This window comes from Streptomyces argenteolus (assembly GCF_042902585.1).
Taxonomy (GTDB): Bacteria; Actinomycetota; Actinomycetes; order Streptomycetales; family Streptomycetaceae; genus Streptomyces; species Streptomyces argenteolus.
Genome location: NZ_JBIBEG010000002.1, coordinates 934,339 through 953,917, shown reverse-complemented (window position 1 = coordinate 953,917; position 19,579 = coordinate 934,339). Strand labels below are relative to the sequence as shown.

At 72.3% G+C, this 19,579-nt stretch carries 21 protein-coding genes and 1 riboswitch; of the genes, 11 read left to right on the top strand and 10 right to left on the bottom strand.

Annotated elements, in window-relative coordinates; all coding sequences use genetic code 11:
* Positions 1-108: 108 nt before the first annotated feature.
* Entirely contained in the window at positions 109-867 is a 759-nt protein-coding gene (locus ACFY8O_RS10885) for a class I SAM-dependent methyltransferase (RefSeq protein WP_145802146.1), read from the bottom strand.
* 102 nt (positions 868-969) lie between these two features.
* Complete coding sequence (locus ACFY8O_RS10880; protein ID WP_145802144.1) at positions 970-1,509, bottom strand: SAV_6107 family HEPN domain-containing protein; 540 nt, start codon at positions 1,507-1,509, stop codon at positions 970-972.
* Between the two features lie 170 nt (positions 1,510-1,679).
* Between ACFY8O_RS10880 and ACFY8O_RS10875 the strand changes: the two genes are divergently transcribed.
* The 5 genes from ACFY8O_RS10875 (at position 1,680) to ACFY8O_RS10855 (ending at position 7,664) form a co-directional block, all read left to right on the top strand.
* Positions 1,680-2,456 (top strand): ATP-binding cassette domain-containing protein, encoded by a 777-nt coding sequence (locus ACFY8O_RS10875; RefSeq protein WP_387900626.1) that lies wholly within the window; start codon positions 1,680-1,682, stop codon positions 2,454-2,456.
* Positions 2,428-4,515, top strand: coding sequence for a YhgE/Pip family protein (locus tag ACFY8O_RS10870; RefSeq protein WP_387900624.1), 2,088 nt, complete (start codon positions 2,428-2,430; stop codon positions 4,513-4,515). Before ACFY8O_RS10875 ends, ACFY8O_RS10870 begins: the two co-directional genes overlap by 29 nt.
* Positions 4,516-4,544: 29 nt before the next feature.
* On the top strand, positions 4,545-5,156 hold the full coding sequence (locus ACFY8O_RS10865) for a TetR/AcrR family transcriptional regulator (protein ID WP_145802138.1): 612 nt from the start codon (positions 4,545-4,547) through the stop codon (positions 5,154-5,156).
* Positions 5,157-5,518: 362 nt separating this feature from the next.
* On the top strand, positions 5,519-6,136 hold the full coding sequence (locus ACFY8O_RS10860; protein WP_145802136.1) for a DUF4126 domain-containing protein: 618 nt from the start codon (positions 5,519-5,521) through the stop codon (positions 6,134-6,136).
* 31 nt (positions 6,137-6,167) lie between these two features.
* The gene (locus ACFY8O_RS10855; protein WP_387900622.1) at positions 6,168-7,664 is read left to right on the top strand and encodes a phytoene desaturase family protein; all 1,497 of its coding nucleotides are present in this window, start codon (positions 6,168-6,170) and stop codon (positions 7,662-7,664) included.
* Positions 7,665-7,697: 33 nt separating this feature from the next.
* Here the strand turns inward: ACFY8O_RS10855 and ACFY8O_RS10850 are convergent, their stop codons facing one another.
* From ACFY8O_RS10850 to ACFY8O_RS10825, 6 genes are all read right to left on the bottom strand, one after another.
* Complete coding sequence (locus ACFY8O_RS10850; RefSeq protein ID WP_387900620.1) at positions 7,698-8,633, bottom strand: hypothetical protein; 936 nt, start codon at positions 8,631-8,633, stop codon at positions 7,698-7,700.
* Positions 8,634-8,683: 50 nt separating this feature from the next.
* Complete coding sequence (gene metF / locus ACFY8O_RS10845; RefSeq protein ID WP_145802129.1) at positions 8,684-9,601, bottom strand: methylenetetrahydrofolate reductase [NAD(P)H]; 918 nt, start codon at positions 9,599-9,601, stop codon at positions 8,684-8,686.
* 134 nt (positions 9,602-9,735) lie between these two features.
* Positions 9,736-10,386, bottom strand: a complete 651-nt coding sequence (thiE, locus tag ACFY8O_RS10840; protein ID WP_387900618.1) for a thiamine phosphate synthase — start codon at positions 10,384-10,386, stop codon at positions 9,736-9,738.
* 119 nt (positions 10,387-10,505) lie between these two features.
* A complete protein-coding gene (locus ACFY8O_RS10835; protein WP_145802125.1) occupies positions 10,506-10,871 on the bottom strand; it encodes an Rv2175c family DNA-binding protein in 366 nt (121 codons plus the stop codon).
* Between the two features lie 62 nt (positions 10,872-10,933).
* Entirely contained in the window at positions 10,934-12,172 is a 1,239-nt protein-coding gene (locus tag ACFY8O_RS10830; protein WP_387900616.1) for an NAD(P)/FAD-dependent oxidoreductase, read from the bottom strand.
* A gap of 28 nt (positions 12,173-12,200) precedes the next feature.
* Complete coding sequence (locus ACFY8O_RS10825; protein WP_145802121.1) at positions 12,201-12,542, bottom strand: hypothetical protein; 342 nt, start codon at positions 12,540-12,542, stop codon at positions 12,201-12,203.
* Between the two features lie 50 nt (positions 12,543-12,592).
* Positions 12,593-12,705: riboswitch (TPP riboswitch) on the top strand.
* On the opposite strand from ACFY8O_RS10825, the gene thiO reads away from it, so the two are divergent.
* The 5 genes from thiO to ACFY8O_RS10800 all read left to right on the top strand — a co-directional run bounded on the left by thiO (position 12,703) and on the right by ACFY8O_RS10800 (position 17,875).
* Positions 12,703-13,899 (top strand): glycine oxidase ThiO, encoded by a 1,197-nt coding sequence (thiO, locus tag ACFY8O_RS10820; RefSeq protein WP_387900614.1) that lies wholly within the window; start codon positions 12,703-12,705, stop codon positions 13,897-13,899. Its footprint overlaps the riboswitch before it by 3 nt.
* Positions 13,896-14,147: a sulfur carrier protein ThiS gene (thiS, locus tag ACFY8O_RS10815; protein WP_387900612.1), complete on the top strand. Its 252-nt coding sequence runs from the start codon at positions 13,896-13,898 to the stop codon at positions 14,145-14,147. The genes thiO and thiS overlap by 4 nt, the downstream gene beginning before the upstream one ends.
* A 2-nt stretch (positions 14,148-14,149) precedes the next feature.
* Entirely contained in the window at positions 14,150-14,944 is a 795-nt protein-coding gene (locus ACFY8O_RS10810; RefSeq protein WP_145802115.1) for a thiazole synthase, read from the top strand.
* 124 nt (positions 14,945-15,068) lie between these two features.
* Positions 15,069-16,994, top strand: a complete 1,926-nt coding sequence (gene pknB, locus ACFY8O_RS10805; RefSeq protein WP_387900610.1) for a Stk1 family PASTA domain-containing Ser/Thr kinase — start codon at positions 15,069-15,071, stop codon at positions 16,992-16,994.
* Between the two features lie 23 nt (positions 16,995-17,017).
* Positions 17,018-17,875 carry a deoxyribonuclease IV gene (locus ACFY8O_RS10800; protein WP_387900608.1) on the top strand — a complete coding sequence of 286 codons (858 nt, stop codon included), beginning with the start codon at positions 17,018-17,020 and terminating at the stop codon, positions 17,873-17,875.
* 47 nt (positions 17,876-17,922) lie between these two features.
* Here ACFY8O_RS10800 and ACFY8O_RS10795 read toward each other — a convergent pair whose 3' ends face one another.
* Positions 17,923-18,555 (bottom strand): sulfite oxidase-like oxidoreductase, encoded by a 633-nt coding sequence (locus ACFY8O_RS10795; RefSeq protein WP_145802109.1) that lies wholly within the window; start codon positions 18,553-18,555, stop codon positions 17,923-17,925.
* A 153-nt stretch (positions 18,556-18,708) separates the two neighbouring features.
* On the opposite strand from ACFY8O_RS10795, the gene bfr reads away from it, so the two are divergent.
* Complete coding sequence (bfr, locus tag ACFY8O_RS10790; RefSeq protein WP_007451289.1) at positions 18,709-19,188, top strand: bacterioferritin; 480 nt, start codon at positions 18,709-18,711, stop codon at positions 19,186-19,188.
* A 36-nt stretch (positions 19,189-19,224) separates the two neighbouring features.
* On the opposite strand, the gene ACFY8O_RS10785 is transcribed toward bfr, so the two are convergent.
* Positions 19,225-19,497 (bottom strand): (2Fe-2S)-binding protein, encoded by a 273-nt coding sequence (locus tag ACFY8O_RS10785; RefSeq protein ID WP_387900606.1) that lies wholly within the window; start codon positions 19,495-19,497, stop codon positions 19,225-19,227.
* Between the last annotated feature and the right edge of the window lie 82 nt (positions 19,498-19,579).

The following is a 19,579-nucleotide window of genomic DNA, read 5'->3' as shown; positions in this document are numbered from 1 at the left end:
CGCGGCCCGATCGGGTGTTCTGGGCCGTACTCCGTCTGCAGCTGCGTTGCTGATCAGCCGTGCTCCGGTCACTCCGCGTCCACGCCCGTGCGGGCTCCCCGTCACGCCCTAGGCGCGCTTTTCCCCCAGAACGTGCAGCTGGGTCGCCACCGCGTGGAAGGCCGGGAGTTCCGCGACGGCCGCCTCCAGCCGGAGCAGCTCTTCCATCGCGCCCGGCTCGGTGTCCACGAGAACCCCGGGCACGAGGTCGGCGAAGACCCGCACACCGTGCACGGCGCCGACCTCGACCCCCGCGTCGGCGACCAGTTCCGTCAGCTGGCCGGCGGTGAACCTGCGGGGCACGGGGTCGCCGCCGCCCCATCGCCCGGCCGGGTCCGTCAGGGCCTGCCGGGCTTCCGCGAAGTGACCGGCGAGCGCCCGCGCCAGGACGGCGCCGCCGAGACCGGCGCCGAGCAGGCTGAGCGCGCCGGACGGGCGGAGCGCGTCCACCGCGTTCCGTACGCCTTCGGCGGGGTCGTCCACGTACTCCAGGACGCCGTGGCAGAGGACCGCGTCGTAGCCGTCGCGCTCCACCACGTCGAAGAGGCCGAGGATGTCGCCCTGGACACCGCGCACCCGCTCCGCGACCCCGGCCTCGTCCGCGCGGCGCTCCAGCGCGAAGAGCGCGTTGGGGCTGGGGTCGACGACGGTGACCCGGTGGCCGAGCCGGGCGACGGGCACCGCGAAATTGCCGGTGCCACCGCCGGTGTCCAGCACGTCCAGGGTTTCCCTGCCGGTCGCCTTGACCCGGCGCTCGAGAGCCTCCTTGAGAACCTCCCAGACCACGGCGGTACGGAGGGAGGCGCGGGGGCGCAGCTGGTCCGACACGGCGATTGACTCCTCGGCGCGGTGCCGCCACGGACGGCGGAGCGTGAACGGTGCAGGTGGTACGGGTCCTCTCCACCCTATTGCCTCGCACCGCCCCGTCGGTCACTCCCCGTCCCGCCGTCGGCCCGTCCCCTCCTTCCGGGGCTGCGGAAGGACGGGCTGGAGGACCAGAAGCCGCTCGACCAGTCGCAGGAACATGGCGACGTCACGCAGCAGGTCGTCGGCGTCCCGGCTGGTGGCGGCGCCGGGTATGCCGGCCTCCGCACGGGCCCTGCGCCCCGCGCCGGAGGCGAACAGCGCGCTCCATTCGGTGAGTTCGGGCGCGATGTCGGGCAGCACCTCCCAGGCGCTGCGGATCCGCTCCTTGCGGCGGCGGCCGGTCTCGGGCCTTCCGCGGGCGGCGAGGACGGCGGCGGCGGTACGCAACGCGGCGAGGTGCGCGGTGGCATAGCGCTCGTTGGGCACGGCGAGTGCGGCGGCCTCCTCCAGGCCGGTGTGAGCCTGGGCGAGCAGGTCGAGGGCGGCGGGTGGCGCCGTGGTGCGGCGCAGCACGGGGTGGACGTCGGTTGCCGGACCGGTCAGTGAGGGGGCAGGGCTGCCTGCGCGGCGCCGCGGGGCGGCGGCTGCGGACGAGCTGGCCATGACGAACCTCCTGTCGTCGTGTGACGGCTCCGTGGCCATCTGTATCCATCGTGACGGCCCCCACTGACAATCCCTCAGAACCTGCCCCTGACCTGCCACTTTGCTTCGCGCACGAGTTCGGGCTAGCTTTTTGCACTGACTGGTCAGTTCAAAGAAGTGAGGTGGGGGTCGTGGACAGCCCGCACGGGGCGGCACTGAGCGCCGAGGACTTCGGGCTGGAAGGACCGCGCGGCTGGGCCTTCCAGGGCGTCGGGTTCCGCGCCGCCCCCGGATCGCTCGTCGCGGTCGAGGGGCCGTCGGGCTCGGGCCGCACCTGTCTGCTGCTCGCGCTCACCGGCCGGATGCGCGCCACGTCCGGACACGCCGAGGTGGGGGGCGAGCGCCTGCCGGGGCGGCTCGCCGCCGTACGCCGCTTCAGTGCGCTCGGCCCGGTCCCCGGGGTCAGCGAACTGGACCCTTCCCTCACCGTCGCGGAACACCTGCGCGAACGGGCTCTGCTGCAACGGCTTTTCGGCACCTCGCCACGTGCCCTGCTGCGCTCCCGCGCCACTCGCGCCGCCGCGGCCAAGGCGAGGGTGGACACGGCGCTGGAGGCAGCGGGGCTGGACCTGGCGGCGCTCCCCAAGGCCGAACGGACCTCCGTGCGGGACCTGGAGCGCCTGGAGGCACTGCGTCTCTCCGTCGCCCTCGCGCTGACGAGCCGCCCCCGGCTCCTCGCGGTGGACGACACCGACCTCAAGCTCTCACCCGCGGACCGCGCACAGGCCTGGGAGCTGCTGCGCGCCCTCGCGGACGGCGGGACCACCGTGCTGGCGGTGTGCAGCGAAGCACCCGAGGACGCACTGACGGTCCGCACCCGCCCGTCGGCGGGAGCCCGGACCGACGCCGACGGCACCACGACGGAGAAGGAGACGGCCGATGCGATCGCCGAAGCTGGCCGCGCTTGAACTGCGCAGGTTCGGCAGGGGCCGGATGCCGCGCGCCGCGCTCGTCGCGCTGCTCCTGCTGCCCCTGCTGTACGGAGCCTTGTACCTCTGGTCCTTCTGGGACCCGTACGGGCGGCTCGACCGCATCCCCGTCGCGCTGGTCAACGAGGACAAGGGCACGGACACCGGAGGTGAACACCTCGCGGCCGGGGACGAGATCTCCGGCCGGCTGCTGGACTCCAGGGTCTTCGACTGGCACGAGGTCGGCTCCGCCGAGGCCGAACGGGGCGTCGAGGACGGGACGTACTACCTCTCCCTGACCATGCCCGAGGACTTCAGCCGGCGGATCGCGTCGAGCGCCGGGGACGCCCCGGAGACCGGCGCGCTCCAGGTCCGCACGAACGACGCCAACAACTACATCGTCGGCCAGATCTCCAGGACGGTCTTCGCCGAGGTCCGCAGCGCGGCGTCGGCCAAGGCCTCGCGTGGATTCCTGGACCGGATCTTCATCAACTTCTCCGGCCTGCACGACGCCACCGCGAAGGCGGCGAAGGGGGCCGACGATCTCGAGAGCGGCGTCGAGAAGGCCAAGAAGGGCTCCAAGGAGCTCGCGGAGGGGCTCAAGGACGCCAAGGCGGGCAGCGGCAAGCTCTCCACCGGCATCACCCGCCTGGACAAGGGGGCGGGCGAACTGGCCACGGGATCCCGGCAGGTCGCCGACGGCACCCAGCTCCTCGCCGACAAGGTCGGCAAGGCCGCCGCCGACGTACGCCCCTTCCTCAAGGACAACGGCAAGGCCATCGGGGACGCGGCGCGGCTGGTGGCGGACTCCTCGAAGGCCGTACGGGACAACCTCGACCTGCTGGTCGAGGCTGCGCCCACCGCCGCCTCCGCCGCCCACACGGCCTCCGGCGAGCTCTCCGGGGTCTACCGCACACGCTGCGAGGACCAGCCGGTTCCCGACCCCGGCGTCTGCCCCCAGCTGAAGCGCGCCGTGACGGCGGCGGCGGACGTCGCCGCCGTCGCCGACGACGTGAACGCCCTGGTCACGGACCAGAAGGGTGATCTCACCGCGCTGCGCTCCCAGCTGGCCACCTTGCAGAAGCAGGCGGACGCCCTCGCGAAGCGCTCGCCGCACCTGGACACGGATCTGGAGTCCGCCGTCGCGCGGATCGACAAGCTCAACACCGGCGCGCACAAGGTCGCCAAGGGCGCCGGGACACTGCACACCGGACTGGGCACCGCCAAGACCGGCGCAGGGGACCTGGACGCCGGGGTCAAGAAGCTGAAGACGGGCGCGACGAGCCTGAAGAGCGGGCTGTACCGGCTGGGTGACGGCTCGGCGACCCTCGCCCAGGGGCTGCACGACGGCGTCGGAAAGATCCCCGACTACGACGAGGAGGACCGTGACGCCCGGACCGGGGTGATGGCCGATCCCGTGCGGCTGGCCTCGTCCTCACTGCACGCGGCCCCCAACTACGGCACCGGATTCGCCCCTTACTTCATCCCGCTCTCGCTGTGGGTGGGCGCGATGGTGGCGTACATGCTCATCCAGCCGCTCAACCGGCGGGCGCTCGCGGCGGGGGCTCCCGCCTGGCGCATCGCCTTCGCGGGCTGGCTGCCGGTCGCCGCGATCGGCCTGCTCCAGGTGGCCGCCCTGATGTCCGTGCTCCACTGGCGGCTGGGTCTGCAGATGACGCACGCCGCAGGGACGCTCGGCTTCCTGGCCCTGGTCACGTGCTGCTTCGCCGCGATCGTGCAGTGGCTCAACGCCCGCTTCGGCGCGGCGGGGCGGATTCTCGTGCTGGCGGTGCTGATGCTCCAGCTGACCTCGGCCGGGGGCACGTATCCCGTCCAGACCAGCCCCGGGTTCTTCGGGGCGATCCACCCCTTCCTGCCGATGACCTACGTCGTGGAAGGGCTGCGCCGGCTGATCACGGGCGGCGGGCTCGGCCCGGTCTGGCAAGGCTGCGCCGTGCTGCTGGCCTTCACCGCGGGCGCGCTGGCGCTGACCGCGCTCTCCGCACGGCGCAAGCAGGTGTGGACACTGGACCGGCTCCACCCGGAGCTGAGTCTGTGACGGCGCCGGCACCTGTGAGAATCGTCGGCATGGACAGCAGTAGCACCACGCGCCGCCAGGCCACCCGGCAGAAGCTCTACGAGGCGGCCGTCACCCTCATCGCGGAAAAAGGTTTCTCGGCGACCACGGTGGACGAGATCGCCGAGCGGGCCGGGGTCGCCAAGGGCACGGTCTACTACAACTTCAAGAGCAAGACGGAGCTCTTCGAGGAGCTGCTGCGCCACGGCGTAGGGCTGCTCACCCAGTCGCTGCGGTCCGCCGCCGACGGAACGGCCGCCCGGGGCGGCAGCCGGGTGGAGGCCCTGGACGCCATGATCCGGGCGGGCCTGGTCTTCATCGACCGCTACCCGGCGTTCACGCAGCTGTACGTCGCGGAGCTCTGGCGCACCAACCGCGCCTGGCAGTCGACCCTCCTCGTGCTGCGCCAGGAGGCGGTCGCCGTCGTCGAGGGGGTGCTCCGGGAAGGCGTGGCCGGCGGGGAGCTCAGCGAGGAGATCGACATCCAGCTGACAGCCGCGGCCCTGGTGGGCATGGTCCTCGTGGCGGCACTCGACTGGCAGGCGTTCCAGCCGGAGCGGACGATCGACGACGTGCACTCCGCCCTGTCCCTGCTGCTGCACGGCCGCGTCAGCGGGCGCTGACGCCCCTGGGCCGGGAGTCCGGAAACGCGAGAACGCCGGTCCGGTGGAATTCGATCCCCCCGAATTCCGCCGGACCGGCGTCCCGTACCGCCGTGGAGCTCTCCCCCGTGACCCCGTCCCCCGTTCCCCCGTGGTCCCGGAGCTCCACCCGGTGTGCCCCCGTTACGTCCGGGGTGCGGTGCCGTTCCGCCGCCCCGTGCCGGCGGTCCGGGCGCCGCGCCCCTTCCGTGGTCTCCACTCTTCCGTCTGCGCAGGTGGAGGCCCATCCGCGTCGCTACTCATCTCGCTCACTAGGTAGGGGTACTCAGGCCTGTGTGGCCGTGCCCACCCGGGCGCCAGCCCGGCTGGCTACGATCGCCTCCGTGTCCGTACTCCCCCTGGTGTTCACGAGTGGCTGGGCCAGCGGGATCAACGCCTACGCGGTGATCCTGCTCCTCGGCGTCTTCGGCGCGACCGGTCTCACCGACGAGGTGCCCGAGGCGCTCCAGCGCACGGATGTGCTCGTCGTGGCCGGGGTGCTGTTCCTGTGCGAGGCGGTCGCCGACAAGATCCCGTACGTGGACTCGGCCTGGGACACCGTGCACACGGTGGTGCGGCCCGTGGCCGGTGCGGTCGTCGCGGCGCTGCTGGCCGGCGAGAGCGGGTCGCTGCCGGAACTGGTGGCAGGAGCCGTCGGCGGCTCGACCGCGCTGATGAGCCATCTGGTGAAGGCGGGCACCAGGATGGCGGTCAACACCTCGCCCGAGCCCTTCAGCAACATCGGGGTAAGCCTCGCGGAGGATCTCGGCGTCGCCGGGATCATCACCTTCGCGGTCTTCCACCCGGTGGCCGCGGCCGTCGTCGCCGCGGTCCTGCTCCTGCTCGGCCTGGTGACCGTGGTCTTCCTCTCCTCCCGCGTCCGCCGGTTCCTCCGTCGCAGGGCGCAGCGCCGCGAGGAGAGGCGTCCGGCCGTGGAGGGCGCACCCCGGCCTCCCGGATGACGTGTCGGTGGCACCCCTTAGGGTCACTGACATGGCACGAATTGCGGTGATCGGCGCCGGGGCGGGCGCGATGGCGGCGGCGGCCCGGCTCTCCGTGGCCGGCCACCGGGTGACGGTGTACGAGCGGTCGAAGACCCATGGCGGCTCGCTCGGCCGGTATGCCCGTGACGGGTTCGTCTTCGACACGGGCCCGGGGCTGCTGCACCTGCCCGCGGTCTACCGCGACCTGTTCGTGAAGACGGGCAAGGAGCCGCTGGAGCGGTGCCTCACACTGACCCAGGTCGACCCGGCGAGCCGTCATCTCTTCGCCGACGGCACCACGGTGTCGCTGCCCAACGCCTCCAGGGCGGGAGTCGTCGGCGCGCTGGACCGGGTGCTCGGGGACGGGGCCGGGGCCCGCTGGGGGGAATTCCTGGACCGGGCGGGAACCGCGTGGGACCGGTCGCGCAGACCTCTGCTGGAGGAGCCGTTGCACGAGGACCGGCGGGCGCTGGGACGTGACCCCTACCCCGCGGTGCGCCGTCGCAGGCTGCTGCGTTCCCCGCTGGTGGCGGGGACGGTGGCGGAGATCGGCGCCTGGGAGCTGACGGACCCCCGGCTGGCCGCGCTGCTCGACGGCTACGCCCTGTCCTACGGGCTCGACCCCCGCCGCGCCCCGGCCGCCGCCGCTCTCCTTCCGTACATGGAGGAGACGTTCGGCAGTTGGTACGTCGCGGGGGGCATGCGGGCCCTGGCCGACGCGGTGTACGAGCGGTGCCTGGCGCGCAAGGTGGAGTTCGTCTTCGGCGCCGAGGCCGTCCGGGTGACCGAGAAGGGCGGCAGGGTGGCAGGGATCGAGCTGGCGGACGGCCGGGGCGTGGAGGCCGATCACGTGGTCCTGGGCGCGCGGCCGGCGCCGGGCCTGGTGCCGGTCCGGGGCGAGGCGCTCGGCGGGGCCCGGGAGTCGCCGGTGCCCGGCCGCTTCCTCGTGCTGCTGTCGCTGCGCGGTGCCCGCGAGCCCGGCACCGCGCACCGGACCGTGGTCCACGCCCAGGACCCCGCCGCGGAGCAGGAGGCGGTGTTCGGCGGGCGGACGGCTGAGCGGCCCACCGTGACGGTCCTGCGGCCCGACGACCCGGCCACCCGGCCCGACGAGGAGCACGAGGCGGTGACGCTGATGGTGACGGTGGCCCCGCACGGCCCGGTCGACTGGACGGACGCGGCGCTGCGCGAACGGTTCGCGGACTCGGTGATCGACCAGGCGGCGCGGGCCGTCCCGGGCCTGCGTGAGCGGATGCTCCACCGCGAGGTCCGCTCGCCCGCCGAGACCTGGGCCGACACCGGCGCCGAGGGCGGTTCGGTCCCTGCCCCGGCCCTGGCCGGGGCAGAGGGCGCCTATCTGCACGCGGGGAACCGCACTCCGCTGCCGGGCCTGTATCTGGCGGGCGGCTGGTCCCATCCCGGCGGCGGGCTGGCGCACGCCGGGATGTCGGGGGCCCTGGTAGCGGGCCTCGTGGTGGAGGGTGACGGCTTCCGCGGCTCCCGGTGAGCCGCGGCCGGCCCGTCGCCGGCCGCCGCCGGATCAGTAGCGGTACTGCTCGTTCTGGCCGGTGTCGTACCCGTTCCCGTACGGGGCGGGCTGCACGGGTGCCTCGGGAGGCAGCGGGGGGTACCGGTCGCTCTCGCGCTGCTGCGGGACCCACACCCCGCCCGGCGGGGTGTCGGAGGCGTACTGCCCGGCATAGGGATCGGCGGGCTGCTGCGGGCCGCCGTACGCGTCGTGGCCGTCCCCGGCGTAGGAGTCGTACGAGGGGTACTGCCCCGTTCCCGTTCCCGGGGCGCCGCCCGTTCCGATGTACGGGTCGGAGTAGGCGGCGTAGCCCGCCGGGTCCGTGCCGTAGTCGTACTGGCCCGTGTACGTGCCCTGGCCCTGGTAGGTGTCCTGGCTCTCGTAGCCGCCCTGGGCGTACGGGTCCTGAGCCGGCTGGCCGTAGCCGTTGTACGGGTCGTAGGCGGCGTACTGCGGCTGCGGCTCGCCGTGCTCGTCGTGCCCCTGCTGGTCCTGCCGGTCGCCGCCGCTCCTGGACTCGTCGGTGTAGATGCCGTACTGCCCGGTGTCGTCCGGCATGGGCTGCGGCTCGTAGACCGCCGAGGGTGCGGCCTGCGGTTCCGGCGCGCCCTCGTACTCCAGGCCGGAGACCTCCAGGGTGGGCTTCTTGGCGCCCTGGTCGGCGGAGCCGCGACGGCGGCGGCTCTCGCCGGGGCTGCCGCCTATCGCCCATCCGGTCGAGAAACCGCGCCGGAAGGAGAGCGTCACATAGGTCTGCCCGGTCGCGAAGGCGATGGCCCCGAGGGCGATCACCACGACAGAGGGGATGAGCACCCCCAGGACCACCCCGAGGAAGCCGGCGAAGGCGAGCAGCCGCCAGCGCAGCCGCGCCTTGTACTGCAGCAGCACCTCGCCCAGCAGCCACAGCGCCACTATGCCGAATGCGATGTAGAGGACCGTCCAGCCCACGCCCGCCCCCTCCTGCGGCCACCGCCCCGGTTGGTGGCGGGTACGGCCGGTCAGGACTGCTTGTGCAGTCCGAGATTCTCGTAGATCTCGAGTGTCGCCGTCGAGTTGTTGAGCGTGATGAAGTGCAGCCCCGGGACACCCTCGGCGAGCAGCTTCGCGCAGAACTCCGTGGCGAACTCGATGCCAATGGAGCGTACAGCCGCCGGGTCGTCCTTCGCGGCGAGGATGCGTTCTTTCAGCGAGGACGGCAGGGACGCGTTGCTGAGCTGGGCGAATCGTTCCAGTTGTTTCACGCTGGTGAGCGGCATCACCTCGGGGATGACCGGGGTCTCGCAACCGGCAGCGACCACACGGTCACGCATCTGGAGGTAGCTCTCCGGGTGGAAGAACATCTGGGTGATCGCGTAGTCCGCGCCGGCCCGGCACTTGTCGACGAAATGCCTGACGTCGGAGTCCCAGTCGGACGACCGGGGATGCATCTCGGGAAACGCGGCGACGCCGACGCAGAAGTCGCCGGCCTCCTTGATGAGCCGGACGAGATCGGCGGCGTACCGCACGCCCTGCGGGTGCTCGACCCACTCGGCCATCGGGTCGCCGGGCGGGTCTCCGCGCACCGCCAGGATGTTGCGGATACCGGCGTCGGCGTACTGCCCCACCATGTTGCGCAGTTCGGCGATCGAGTGGTCCACCGCGGTGAGGTGGGCCACCGGGGTGAGGGTGGAGTCGGCGGCGATCTGCTGGGTCGCCCGCACGGTCCCGGCGCGGGTCGAGCCCCCGGCACCGTACGTCACGGAGACGAAGCTCGGTCCCACCGCTTCGACCCGGCGCAGGGCGTTCCAGAGATTCCGCTCGCCCTTCTCGGTCTTGGGCGCCCAGAACTCGAACGAGTAGGACATCTCGCCGGTCGCGAGGAGCTCACGCACGGTGCGCGCGTGATCCGTCCTGGTGGAAGGTGTACCAAGGGCCATACCCGGAGGTTAACCAGGGCCTGGCGGTACCCCAACCAGAGGAAGAAATTTGTCCGGAATGAGGTGGATTTTGTCCACCCCTCGGACATCTCTCCGTCACCCGCGTCCGGAGTGCCGGAGGGCGGGTTTCCGGGTCAGCGGGAGTACTCCCTGATGCGCCGGGCGAGGTCGGCGGCGGCAGCCCCCGGATCGGCGGCCTCGGTGAGGGCCCGCACGACGACGACGCGGCGCGCCCCGGCGTCCAGCACCTCGTCCAGATTGCCGGCATCGATTCCGCCGATGGCGAACCACGGCCGTGTGGTGCCGAGTGAGGCGGCGTACCGCACGAGGCCGAGGCCCGGGGCGTGACGGCCCGGCTTGGTCGGCGTGGGCCAGCAGGGACCCGTGCAGAAGTAGTCGACGCCCGCCTCGGCGACGGCGGCGTCGACCTCGGACTCGGCGTGGGTGGAGCGCCCGATCACGGGCCCGTCGCCGAGGACGGCGCGGGCGGCGGGCACCGGCAGGTCGCCCTGTCCGAGGTGCAGCACGTCGGAGCCGATGGCGTGGGCGACGTCCGCCCTGTCGTTCACCGCGAGGAGCGCGCCGTGACGCTTGCAGGCGTCGGCGAACACGGCGAGGTGGTCGAGCTCCTCGCCCGCCTCCATGCCCTTGTCGCGCAGCTGGATGATGTCGACCCCGCCGGCCAGCACCGCGTCGAGGAACTCGGGGAGATCGCCCTGCCGCTTCCGGGCGTCCGTGCACAGGTAGAGCCGGGCGCCGGAGAGCGTGGAGCGAGGCGTGGACATGATGAATTCCCCCGTCGGTGCGTCGTCGGATCAGTGGTACGTCATGGGACGGCCGTGCCGGTAACGGCGGAGTGCGGGCCGCGTGTGCCACGGCCCGCACCCCACTCACGGTCGTCCGGTCAGACGGCGAGCGCCTGGGCCCGGCGCTTCACCTCCGTACCGCGATTCTCGCTCAGGGCCTGCGCCGGGGTTCCGGGCAGGGTCGGGTCGGGGGTGAAGAGCCATTCCAGCATCTCTTCGTCGTTGTAGCCGTCGTCCCTCAGGAGCGTCAGGGTCCCTGCGAGACCCTTCACCACCTTGGTGCCGTCGATGAAGGCGGCGGGCACCTGGAGCGTCCGGTTCTCACCACGTCGTACGGCGATGAGCTGGCCTTCCTTGACCAGCTGCCGTACGCGCGTCACCTCGACATCGAGCATTTCCGCGATGTCGGGAAGGTGGAGCCAGGCGGGGACGAGAGCATCGATCTTTGCGTCAATCTCGGTCACAAGGACAAGCGTGCCATCCCGGACCGACAGCCGGTAGCCGGGCCGGGCGTACGAGGCCGCGCCTACTCCGGGAGCGCCGCCGATTTCAGCGGTACGGAGGAGTCGGCCGCCTTCACGGGATCGATCCGGGCGCCGGCCTCGACGAGCCTGCGCCCCTGCGCCAGATCGCGCGGCCTGCTGACGGCCAGGACCGCGACCAGGACCCCGCGCCGCAGCCAGCAGACCGTCCAGGACGCGTCCGCGGGGTCGCCCCGCCAGAGCAGGGTGTCGGCGCCGGCGTGGTGGCCGGCGTACTGCACGAAGCGGCCGAACTGCTCGGACCAGAAGTAGGGCACCGGGTCGTACGTCCTGGCCACACCGTCGGCGAGGGCGGCGGCGACCGTCCGGGGGCCCTGGAGCGCGTTGTCCCAGTGGTGCACGAGCAGCCGGGTGCCGTACCGGGCCGAGGGGAACGACGCGCAGTCGCCCACCGCGTGGACGTCGGGCAGCGAGGTGCGCAGCGAACTGTCCGCGGTGACCGAGCCGTCCGGGCCGAGTGCGATGCCCGAGCCCGCAAGCCAGCCCGTGGCGGGCCGCGCGCCGATGCCGACGACGACCGCCCCCGCGGGGACGACCCGGCCGTCCGCGAGGTGGACGGCGCCCGGCTCCACGCGTGCGACCCGGGCGCCGGTGAGGAGTTCGGCTCCGCTCTCGGCGTACCAGGCCGCCATCGGGGCGGCGACCTCCGCGGGCATCGTGCCGGCGAGCGGGCGGTCGGCGGCCTCGACGACGGTCACCGCACAGCCGGCCGCGCGGGCGGCGGTGGCGAACTCCGCGCCGATCCAGCCCGCACCGACGACCACGACGTCGTGCTGCCGGTCCAGGACGGGCCGCAGCCGCGCGGCGTCGTCGAGGGTGCGCAGCAGGTGGACGCCGGGCACACCCTCGGAGCCCGGCAGCACCACGGGTTCCGCCCCGGTGGCGAGGACGAGGGCGTCGTAGGCGACGGGCCCCTCGGGAGTGTCCAGCTCGTGGTCGGCCGCGCGCAGGCCGGTCACGTCGAGCCCGAGGCGCAGGGTGATGTCCAGTGCCTCGAAGTCGACGTCGAAGGCGGAGTCCTCGGCCTTGCCGAGCAGCACCGCCTTGGACAGGGGCGGCCGGTCGTAGGGCTGGTGCGGTTCGGCGCCGATGAGGGTGACGGTGCCGGTGAAGCCCTGTTCGCGCAGGGCCACCGCCGTCTGCACGCCGGCCATGCCCGCTCCGACGATCACCACGTCGCGGGGCAGGGCTCCCGCCGCCGGGTCCTGTGTCTGCTCGCTCACCCGTCCACCCTAGCCACCTGACGCGCCGTCAGCTCGCGAGCTCCTCGACCACGCTCGTCCCGCTGCCCTCCTGGGACTCCCACTCCCACGACTCGTCGAGGCGCACCCGGCCGTCGGGGAGCTCCGAGACGGCCGAGACGCAGTGCCCGGAGGACGTCGTCCCGTCCTGCTTCAACTGGACGTAGCGGAAGTCCAGTACGTCCGCCTCCCGGGTGCCGACGAGATGGCCGCGGACGACGTCGCCGCCGGTGTACTCGGCCCAGATCCGGCCCTCCTGCTCGTGGTACGTGAAGCGGGTCAGGGTCCCGACCTGGCCGGGGGCCTGGTCGGCGACCGGCGAGAGGACGAGTCCGTCGAGTGAACGGGCCACGGGTACTGCTCCCTTACTGGCTGTGGGCGGTGGGGTTAGGCTGGCCACCGTAAGACACTCGCGGGAGTCCGGACGCACCGGGCTGAGAGGGAGGCTGGCCGGCCTCCGACCGTACGAACCTGATCCGGGTCATGCCGGCGAAGGGAGGGGCTGGACGCCCATGCACATGCGCGCACGAAGTTCCGACGTCCTGGTGGTCGGGGGCGGCATCATCGGTCTGGTGACCGCGTGGCGGTCGGCCCAGCGCGGTCTGCGCACCGCTCTCGCCGATCCGGAGCCGGGCGGCGGTGCCGCTCAGGTCGCCGCGGGGATGCTCGCCGCCGTCACCGAACTCCACTACGGCGAGCAGATGCTGCTCGGCCTCAATCTGGCGTCCGCGGCGCGCTACCCGGAGTTCGTGGCCGAGCTGGAGGAGGCGAGCGGGCAGGGGACCGGCTTCCGCGCCTGCGGCACGCTGGTGGTGGCCCTGGACTCCGACGACCGGGCCCATCTCCGGGAGCTGCACGCACTGCAGGAACGTTCCGGGCTGGAGTCGGAGTGGCTCAGCGGCCGGGAGTGCCGCCGTCTGGAGCCGATGCTCGCTCCCGGTGTGCGCGGCGGGCTGCGGGTCGACGGCGACCACCAGGTGGACCCGAGGAGGCTCGCCTCGGCACTGGTCACGGCGTGCGAGAGGGCCGGAGTGGTCTTCCACCGGGCCTGGGTGCGGCGCCTCGGTGTCACGGGCGGCCGGGCGACCGGCGCCCTCCTCGCCGACGGTACGGAGCTGGCCGCCGGCCAGGTCGTACTCGCCGGAGGGAGCCTCAGCGGCCGGCTCGATGGGCTGCCCGATTCGGTGGTACCGCCCGTGCGTCCGGTCAAGGGGCAGGTGCTCCGGCTGACCGTGCCGCCGGCGTACGCCCCCTTCCTCAGCAGGACGGTCCGGGCCGTCGTACGCGGCTGCCAGGTCTACCTCGTCCCGCGTGCCGACGGTGAGCTGGTGGTCGGTGCCACCACCGAGGAGATGGGCTGGGACACCACGGTGACGGCGGGAGGGGTCTACGAGCTGCTGCGGGACGCCCACGAACTGGTGCCCGGCATCACCGAGCTCCCGCTGACCGAGACCCGGGCCGGACTGCGGCCCTCCTCGCCGGACAACGCGCCGCTGCTGGGCCCGACGGCGATGCCCGGGCTGCATCTCGCCACCGGCCACCACCGCAACGGGGTGCTGCTGACCCCCGTGACCGGCGACGTGATGGCCCACGTGCTGACCACGGGTGAGCTGCCCGAGGTGGGCCGTCCCTTCGCCCCGCACCGTTTCGGCCGTTCCCCCCTGATCGCATCCCCAGAAGCCCTCGCGCCGCAGGAGCAGCCCGCATGACACAGCCCGCGCCCGACGCCCACACCGCCGCACCTGCTCCCGTCCCGGTCGCGATCTCGGTCAACGGGGAACCACGGACCGTCCCCGCCGGCACCACGCTGGACGCCCTGGTCGCGACGCTGACCGCGGCCCCCTCCGGTGTCGCCGCCGCGGTCGACGAAGCCGTCGTCCCGCGCGGCACGTGGTCCGCCACGGTGCTGGCCGAGGGCCACCGCGTCGAGGTGCTCACCGCGGTCCAGGGAGGCTGACCGTGTCCGGCGATCTCCTCACCCTCGGCTCCACCACGTTCACCTCGCGGCTGATCATGGGAACGGGCGGGGCGCCCAGCCTCGACGTGCTGGAACGCTCCCTGATCGCCTCCGGCACCGAGCTGACCACGGTGGCGATGCGGCGCCTCGATCCCACCGTGCAGGGGTCGGTCCTCTCGGTGCTGGAGCGTCTCTCCGTCCAGGTCCTGCCCAACACGGCGGGGTGCTTCACCGCCGGGGAGGCGGTGCTGACCGCCCGGCTGGCCAGGGAGGCGCTGGGCACCGACTGGATCAAGCTGGAGGTCGTGGCCGACGAGCGGACGCTTCTGCCCGATCCGATCGAGCTGCTGGACGCCGCCGAAACGCTGGTCGACGACGGCTTCACGGTCCTGCCGTACACCAACGACGACCCCGTCACGGCCCGCAGGCTCCAGGACGTGGGGTGCGCGGCGATCATGCCGCTCGGCTCCCCCATCGGCTCCGGTCTCGGCATCCGCAACCCGCACAACTTCCAGCTGATCGTCGAACAGGCGCAGGTCCCGGTGATCCTGGACGCCGGGGCGGGCACGGCCTCGGACGCGGCCCTGGCGATGGAGCTGGGGTGCGCGGCCGTGATGCTCGCCTCGGCGGTGACCCGGGCGCAGGAGCCGGAGCTGATGGCCGCCGCGATGCGGCACGCGGTGGAGGGCGGGCGCCTGGCGTACCGGGCTGGGCGCATCCCGCGCCGCCACTTCGCCGAGGCGTCCTCCCCCGTCGACGGCCGGGCCGTGCTGGATCCGGAGCGCCCCGCCTTCTGAGGTCCGGCTGCGGGGGCCCGCTGGTCACAGCACGTGCATGCCCCTGTCACGGCTCGGCTCCAGAACGGCCGGCGGGAGACCCGCACCACTCCGTGGTGTCCGTGGCAGCTCGTAGACTCGCTCCGTGGACACGACCCTCCAGGACCCCCTCGTCGGGCAGCTGCTCGACGGCCGCTATCGCATCGACGCACGCATCGCCGTCGGCGGTATGGCCACGGTCTACCGGGCCATGGACACCCGGCTCGACCGTGTGCTCGCCCTCAAGGTGATGCACCCGGCGCTGGCGACCGACGCCGCGTTCGTGGAGCGCTTCATCCGTGAGGCCAAGTCCGTCGCCCGGCTCGCCCATCCCAACGTGGTGGGCGTCTTCGACCAGGGCGCCCAGGGCGCGTACGTCTACCTGGCGATGGAGTACGTCGCCGGGTGCACCCTGCGCGACGTGCTGCGCGAGCGGGGAGCCCTGCAGCCCCGGGCGGCTCTGGACATCCTGGAGCCGATGCTCGCGGCGCTCGGCGCCGCGCACCGGGCGGGCTTCGTGCACCGCGACATGAAGCCGGAGAACGTCCTGATAGGGGACGACGGCCGGGTGAAGGTCGCCGACTTCGGCCTCGTGCGCGCGGTGGGCACCGCGACCGACACCACGGGCTCGCTCCTGGGGACGGTCTCCTACCTCGCGCCGGAGCAGATCGAGCAGGGCACGGCCGACACCCGCTCCGACGTGTACGCCTGCGGTGTCGTGCTGTACGAGATGCTGACCGGCGGCAAGCCGCACTCCGGTGACACCGCCGCCCAGGTCATCTACCAGCACCTCAACGAGGACGTCCCGCCCCCGTCGGCCGCCGTCCCCGGCCTGGCCGCCGGACTGGACGACCTGGTGGCGACCGCCACCGCCCGCAACCCGGAGGTGCGTCCGCACGACGCGGTGGCCCTGCTCGCGACGTCCATCGAGATGCGTGGCGCGCTCACCGAGGAGCAACTGGACGCGGTACCCCCGCAGGCCCTCGCTCAGACGCACGACGGGGCAGAGGACCGTACGAGCGTGATCCCCCGGGTGATACCTGCCGGTCAGGGCACCGCCCACCACACCAGCCGGCTGGAGATGCCCCCCGTCCTGCCGCCGGACCAGGGGCGCGGCCTGCGTCGCGGGCCCTTCGCCGGTGGTGGCCGTCGCGGGGTGTTCGCCGCGCTCGTCGCCCTGCTGCTGGTGCTGGGGGCCGGGGCGGGCATCTGGTACATCAACTCGGGGCAGTTCACCCGGGTCCCCTCCCTCCTGGGCCAGACCCAGGGTGCGGCGGAGAAGCGGCTCTCGGAAGCGGGGCTGGACCTCAAGGGGGTGCAGCGCGCCTACAGCGACACGGTCGAGCGCGGCGCCGTGATCAGCAGCGACCCCGCCTCGGGCGAGCGGATCCGGAACAACGACGCGGTGAAGCTGGTGATCTCGCGCGGTCCGGAGATCGTGAAGGTGCCCGACGTGGAGGGTCTCTCGCTCGGTGACGCCCGGCGTGAGCTGAAGAAGGCGGGGCTCGCGCCCGGAATGGTGACCCGGGAGTTCAGCGAGGAGATCGGCCGGGGCGAGGTGATCCGCACGGACCCGAAGATCGGCACGGAGCGGCGGCCCGACTCCGCGGTCGCGATGGTGGTCAGCAAGGGAAGCCCGGTCGACGTGCCCGACGTCAGGGGTCTCGACGTCGAGGAGGCCACGGCCGCGCTGGACGAGGCGGGACTCGAGGCCAAGGTGGTGTCCGAGCGGATCAACTCCCCCGAGGCCGAGGGAGAGATCGCGCGGCAGACGCCCGGCAGCGGCGCCGAGGCCGCCGAGGGCGACACCGTGGAGCTGACGGTCTCCAAGGGCCCGCGCATGCTCGCGGTCCCCGACGTCACGGGCAAGGACGTCGACGAGGCGAGGAGCACACTGGAGGAGGCGGGGTTCGAGGTCACGGTGGACCGCCCGCTCCTCTCGTTCAGCGACACGGTCGGGAGCCAGTCGGTGGAGGGCGGGGAGAAGGCCGCCGAAGGCTCCACGATCACCATCAGGACCAAGACCCTCTGACACGGACCGAGGACGGACAGCACATGCGCAACCCCGTAGGCGGTCATGTACCCGTGGCCGGCGGACTCGCCAAGGTCGGCCTCGGCTACGCACGCGACCTGGCGGCCGAGACCGTTCAGGTCTTCGTCGCCAACCCACGGGGCTGGGCCACTCCTGCCGGGAACCCGGCGCAGGACGAGCTGTTCCGCGCGGAGTGCGCGGCCGAGTCGATCCCCTCGTACGTCCACGCCCCGTACCTGATCAATTTCGGCTCGCACACCGAGGCCACCGTCGAGCGGTCCGTCCTGTCGCTGCGCCACTCGCTGCGGCGGGCCCGGGAGATCGGCGCCCTGGGTGTGGTGGTCCACACCGGGTCGGCGACGGGCGGGCGCCCGCGTGCGGACGCCCTCGCCCAGGTGCGGGCGCGCATGCTCCCGCTGCTGGACGAGCTGACCCACGACGACGATCCCTTCCTGCTGCTGGAGTCGACCGCAGGACAGGGCTCGTCGCTCTGTTCGCGGACGTGGGACTTCGGCCCGTACTTCGAGGCGCTGGACTCCCATCCCAAGCTGGGGATCTGCCTGGACACCTGCCACATCTACGCGGCGGGCCACGACCTGGCCGGTCCGGCCGGTATGCGCCGGACGCTGGATCTGCTGGTGGAGACGGTCGGCGAGGGCCGGCTGAAGCTGATCCACGCCAACGACTCCAAGGACGTGGTGGGGGCGCACAAGGACCGGCACGAGAACATCGGCTCGGGCCACATAGGTGCCGAACCGTTCCGTGAGCTGTTCTCCCACCCCGCGACCGAGGGCGTACCCCTGATCATCGAGACGCCCGGCGGCAAGGAAGGCCATGCGGCGGACGTGGCGCGGCTGAAGGAGCTCCGGGGCGCCCGCTGACCGGCGGGAATGCCGGGCCGGGCCGCAGAAGACCCGTCGCGCGGGCGTCAGAGCTCGGGGCCGTCGCCGGGCTCCTCCTGGTAGGAGTAGCGCTGCTCGCTCCACGGGTCGCCGATGTTGTGGTAGCCGCGCTCCTCCCAGAAACCGCGGCGGTCGGCGGTCATGTACTCGATGCCCCTGACCCACTTGGGGCCCTTCCAGGCGTACAGGTGCGGCACGACGAGGCGCAGCGGGAATCCGTGTTCCGCGGTGAGCAGCTCACCGTCCTTGTGGGTGGCGAACAGCGTCCGGTCCGAGGTGAAGTCGGCGAGCCGCAGATTCGAGCTGAATCCGTATTCCGCCCAGACCATGACGTGCGTGACCTGGGGTGCGGGCGGGGCCAGTTCCACGATTTTCCTGGCCAGGATTCCGCCCCATTCGGCTCCGAGCATGCTGAATTTCGTCACGCAGTGGAGATCCGCCTCGACGGACGAGAACGGCAGCGCGGAGAATTCCTGATGATTCCAGCAGTGCTTGTCGCCGTCGGCCGTGGCTCCGAAGACCCGGAACTCCCAGCGGTCGGGCTTGAATTTAGGAACCGGCCCGTAATGGGTGACCGGCCATCCACGCTGCAGCCGCTGCCCCGGCGGAAGCCCGGACTGCTCTGCTGTGCCGCGTTCCCGGCTTTCCGGCTGACCCATGCCTCCATGGTGACAGACAGGCAGGGGTGGTCATGACCAGGGGAGACCGGATTCGGGCAACTCATACTAAGCATGCACTTACTGGACGGCCGCGTGGCGCGATGCGAGGATGCGCGCACACGTACCCCGTTCACGGTGGAAGGAGCCTCTGCGATGCAGGGCGACCCCGAGGTCCTCGAGTTCCTGAACGAACAGCTGACCGCCGAATTGACTGCCATCAATCAGTACTTCCTGCACGCGAAGATGCAGGACAACTTCGGCTGGACGAAGCTCGCGAAGTACACCCGGGCCGAATCGTTCGACGAGATGAAGCACGCGGAGATCCTGACCGACCGGATCCTGTTCCTCGACGGGCTGCCCAACTATCAGCGGCTCTTCCACGTGCGGGTCGGCCAGACGGTCACCGAGATGTTCCAGGCCGACCGCCAGGTCGAGGTCGAGGCGATCGACCGTCTGAAGCGGGGGATCGAGGTCATGCGCGGCAAGGGGGACATCACCTCGGCCAACATCTTCGAGTCCATCCTCGAGGACGAGGAACACCACATCGACTACCTCGACACCCAGCTGGAGCTGGTCGAGAAGCTCGGTGAGCCGCTCTACATCGCCCAGCTGATCGAGCAGCCCGAGAGCTGAGCCGGCCCGGACCCCGTGCGCCTGCCGCGTAGGGCCTCAGGCGGCGTCGGAGAGCCTGCCGTCCGGCGCGGCGGCGAAGGTGGTGACGGGCGCACCGGCCGGGGCGCCTGTCGGCGGCGTACGCCCCTCGACGAGCTCGCGGCGCGGGCAGTCCCCACGGCCGAGCAGAGCCTGGATCCTGCGGACGCAGCCACCGCAGTCGGTACCGGCCTTGCAGGCGGAAGCGATCTGGCGGGGCGTGCACGCTCCGCTGTCCGCATGCTTCTTGACCTGGTCCTCCGTGATGCCGAAGCAGGAGCAGACGTACATGCGGTTCACCTCCCGACGGGTCGATCGCTGCGCCGTCCCGAATCCTCGGTGAGGCTAACCTAACCTTACCCGGGACCCCTCT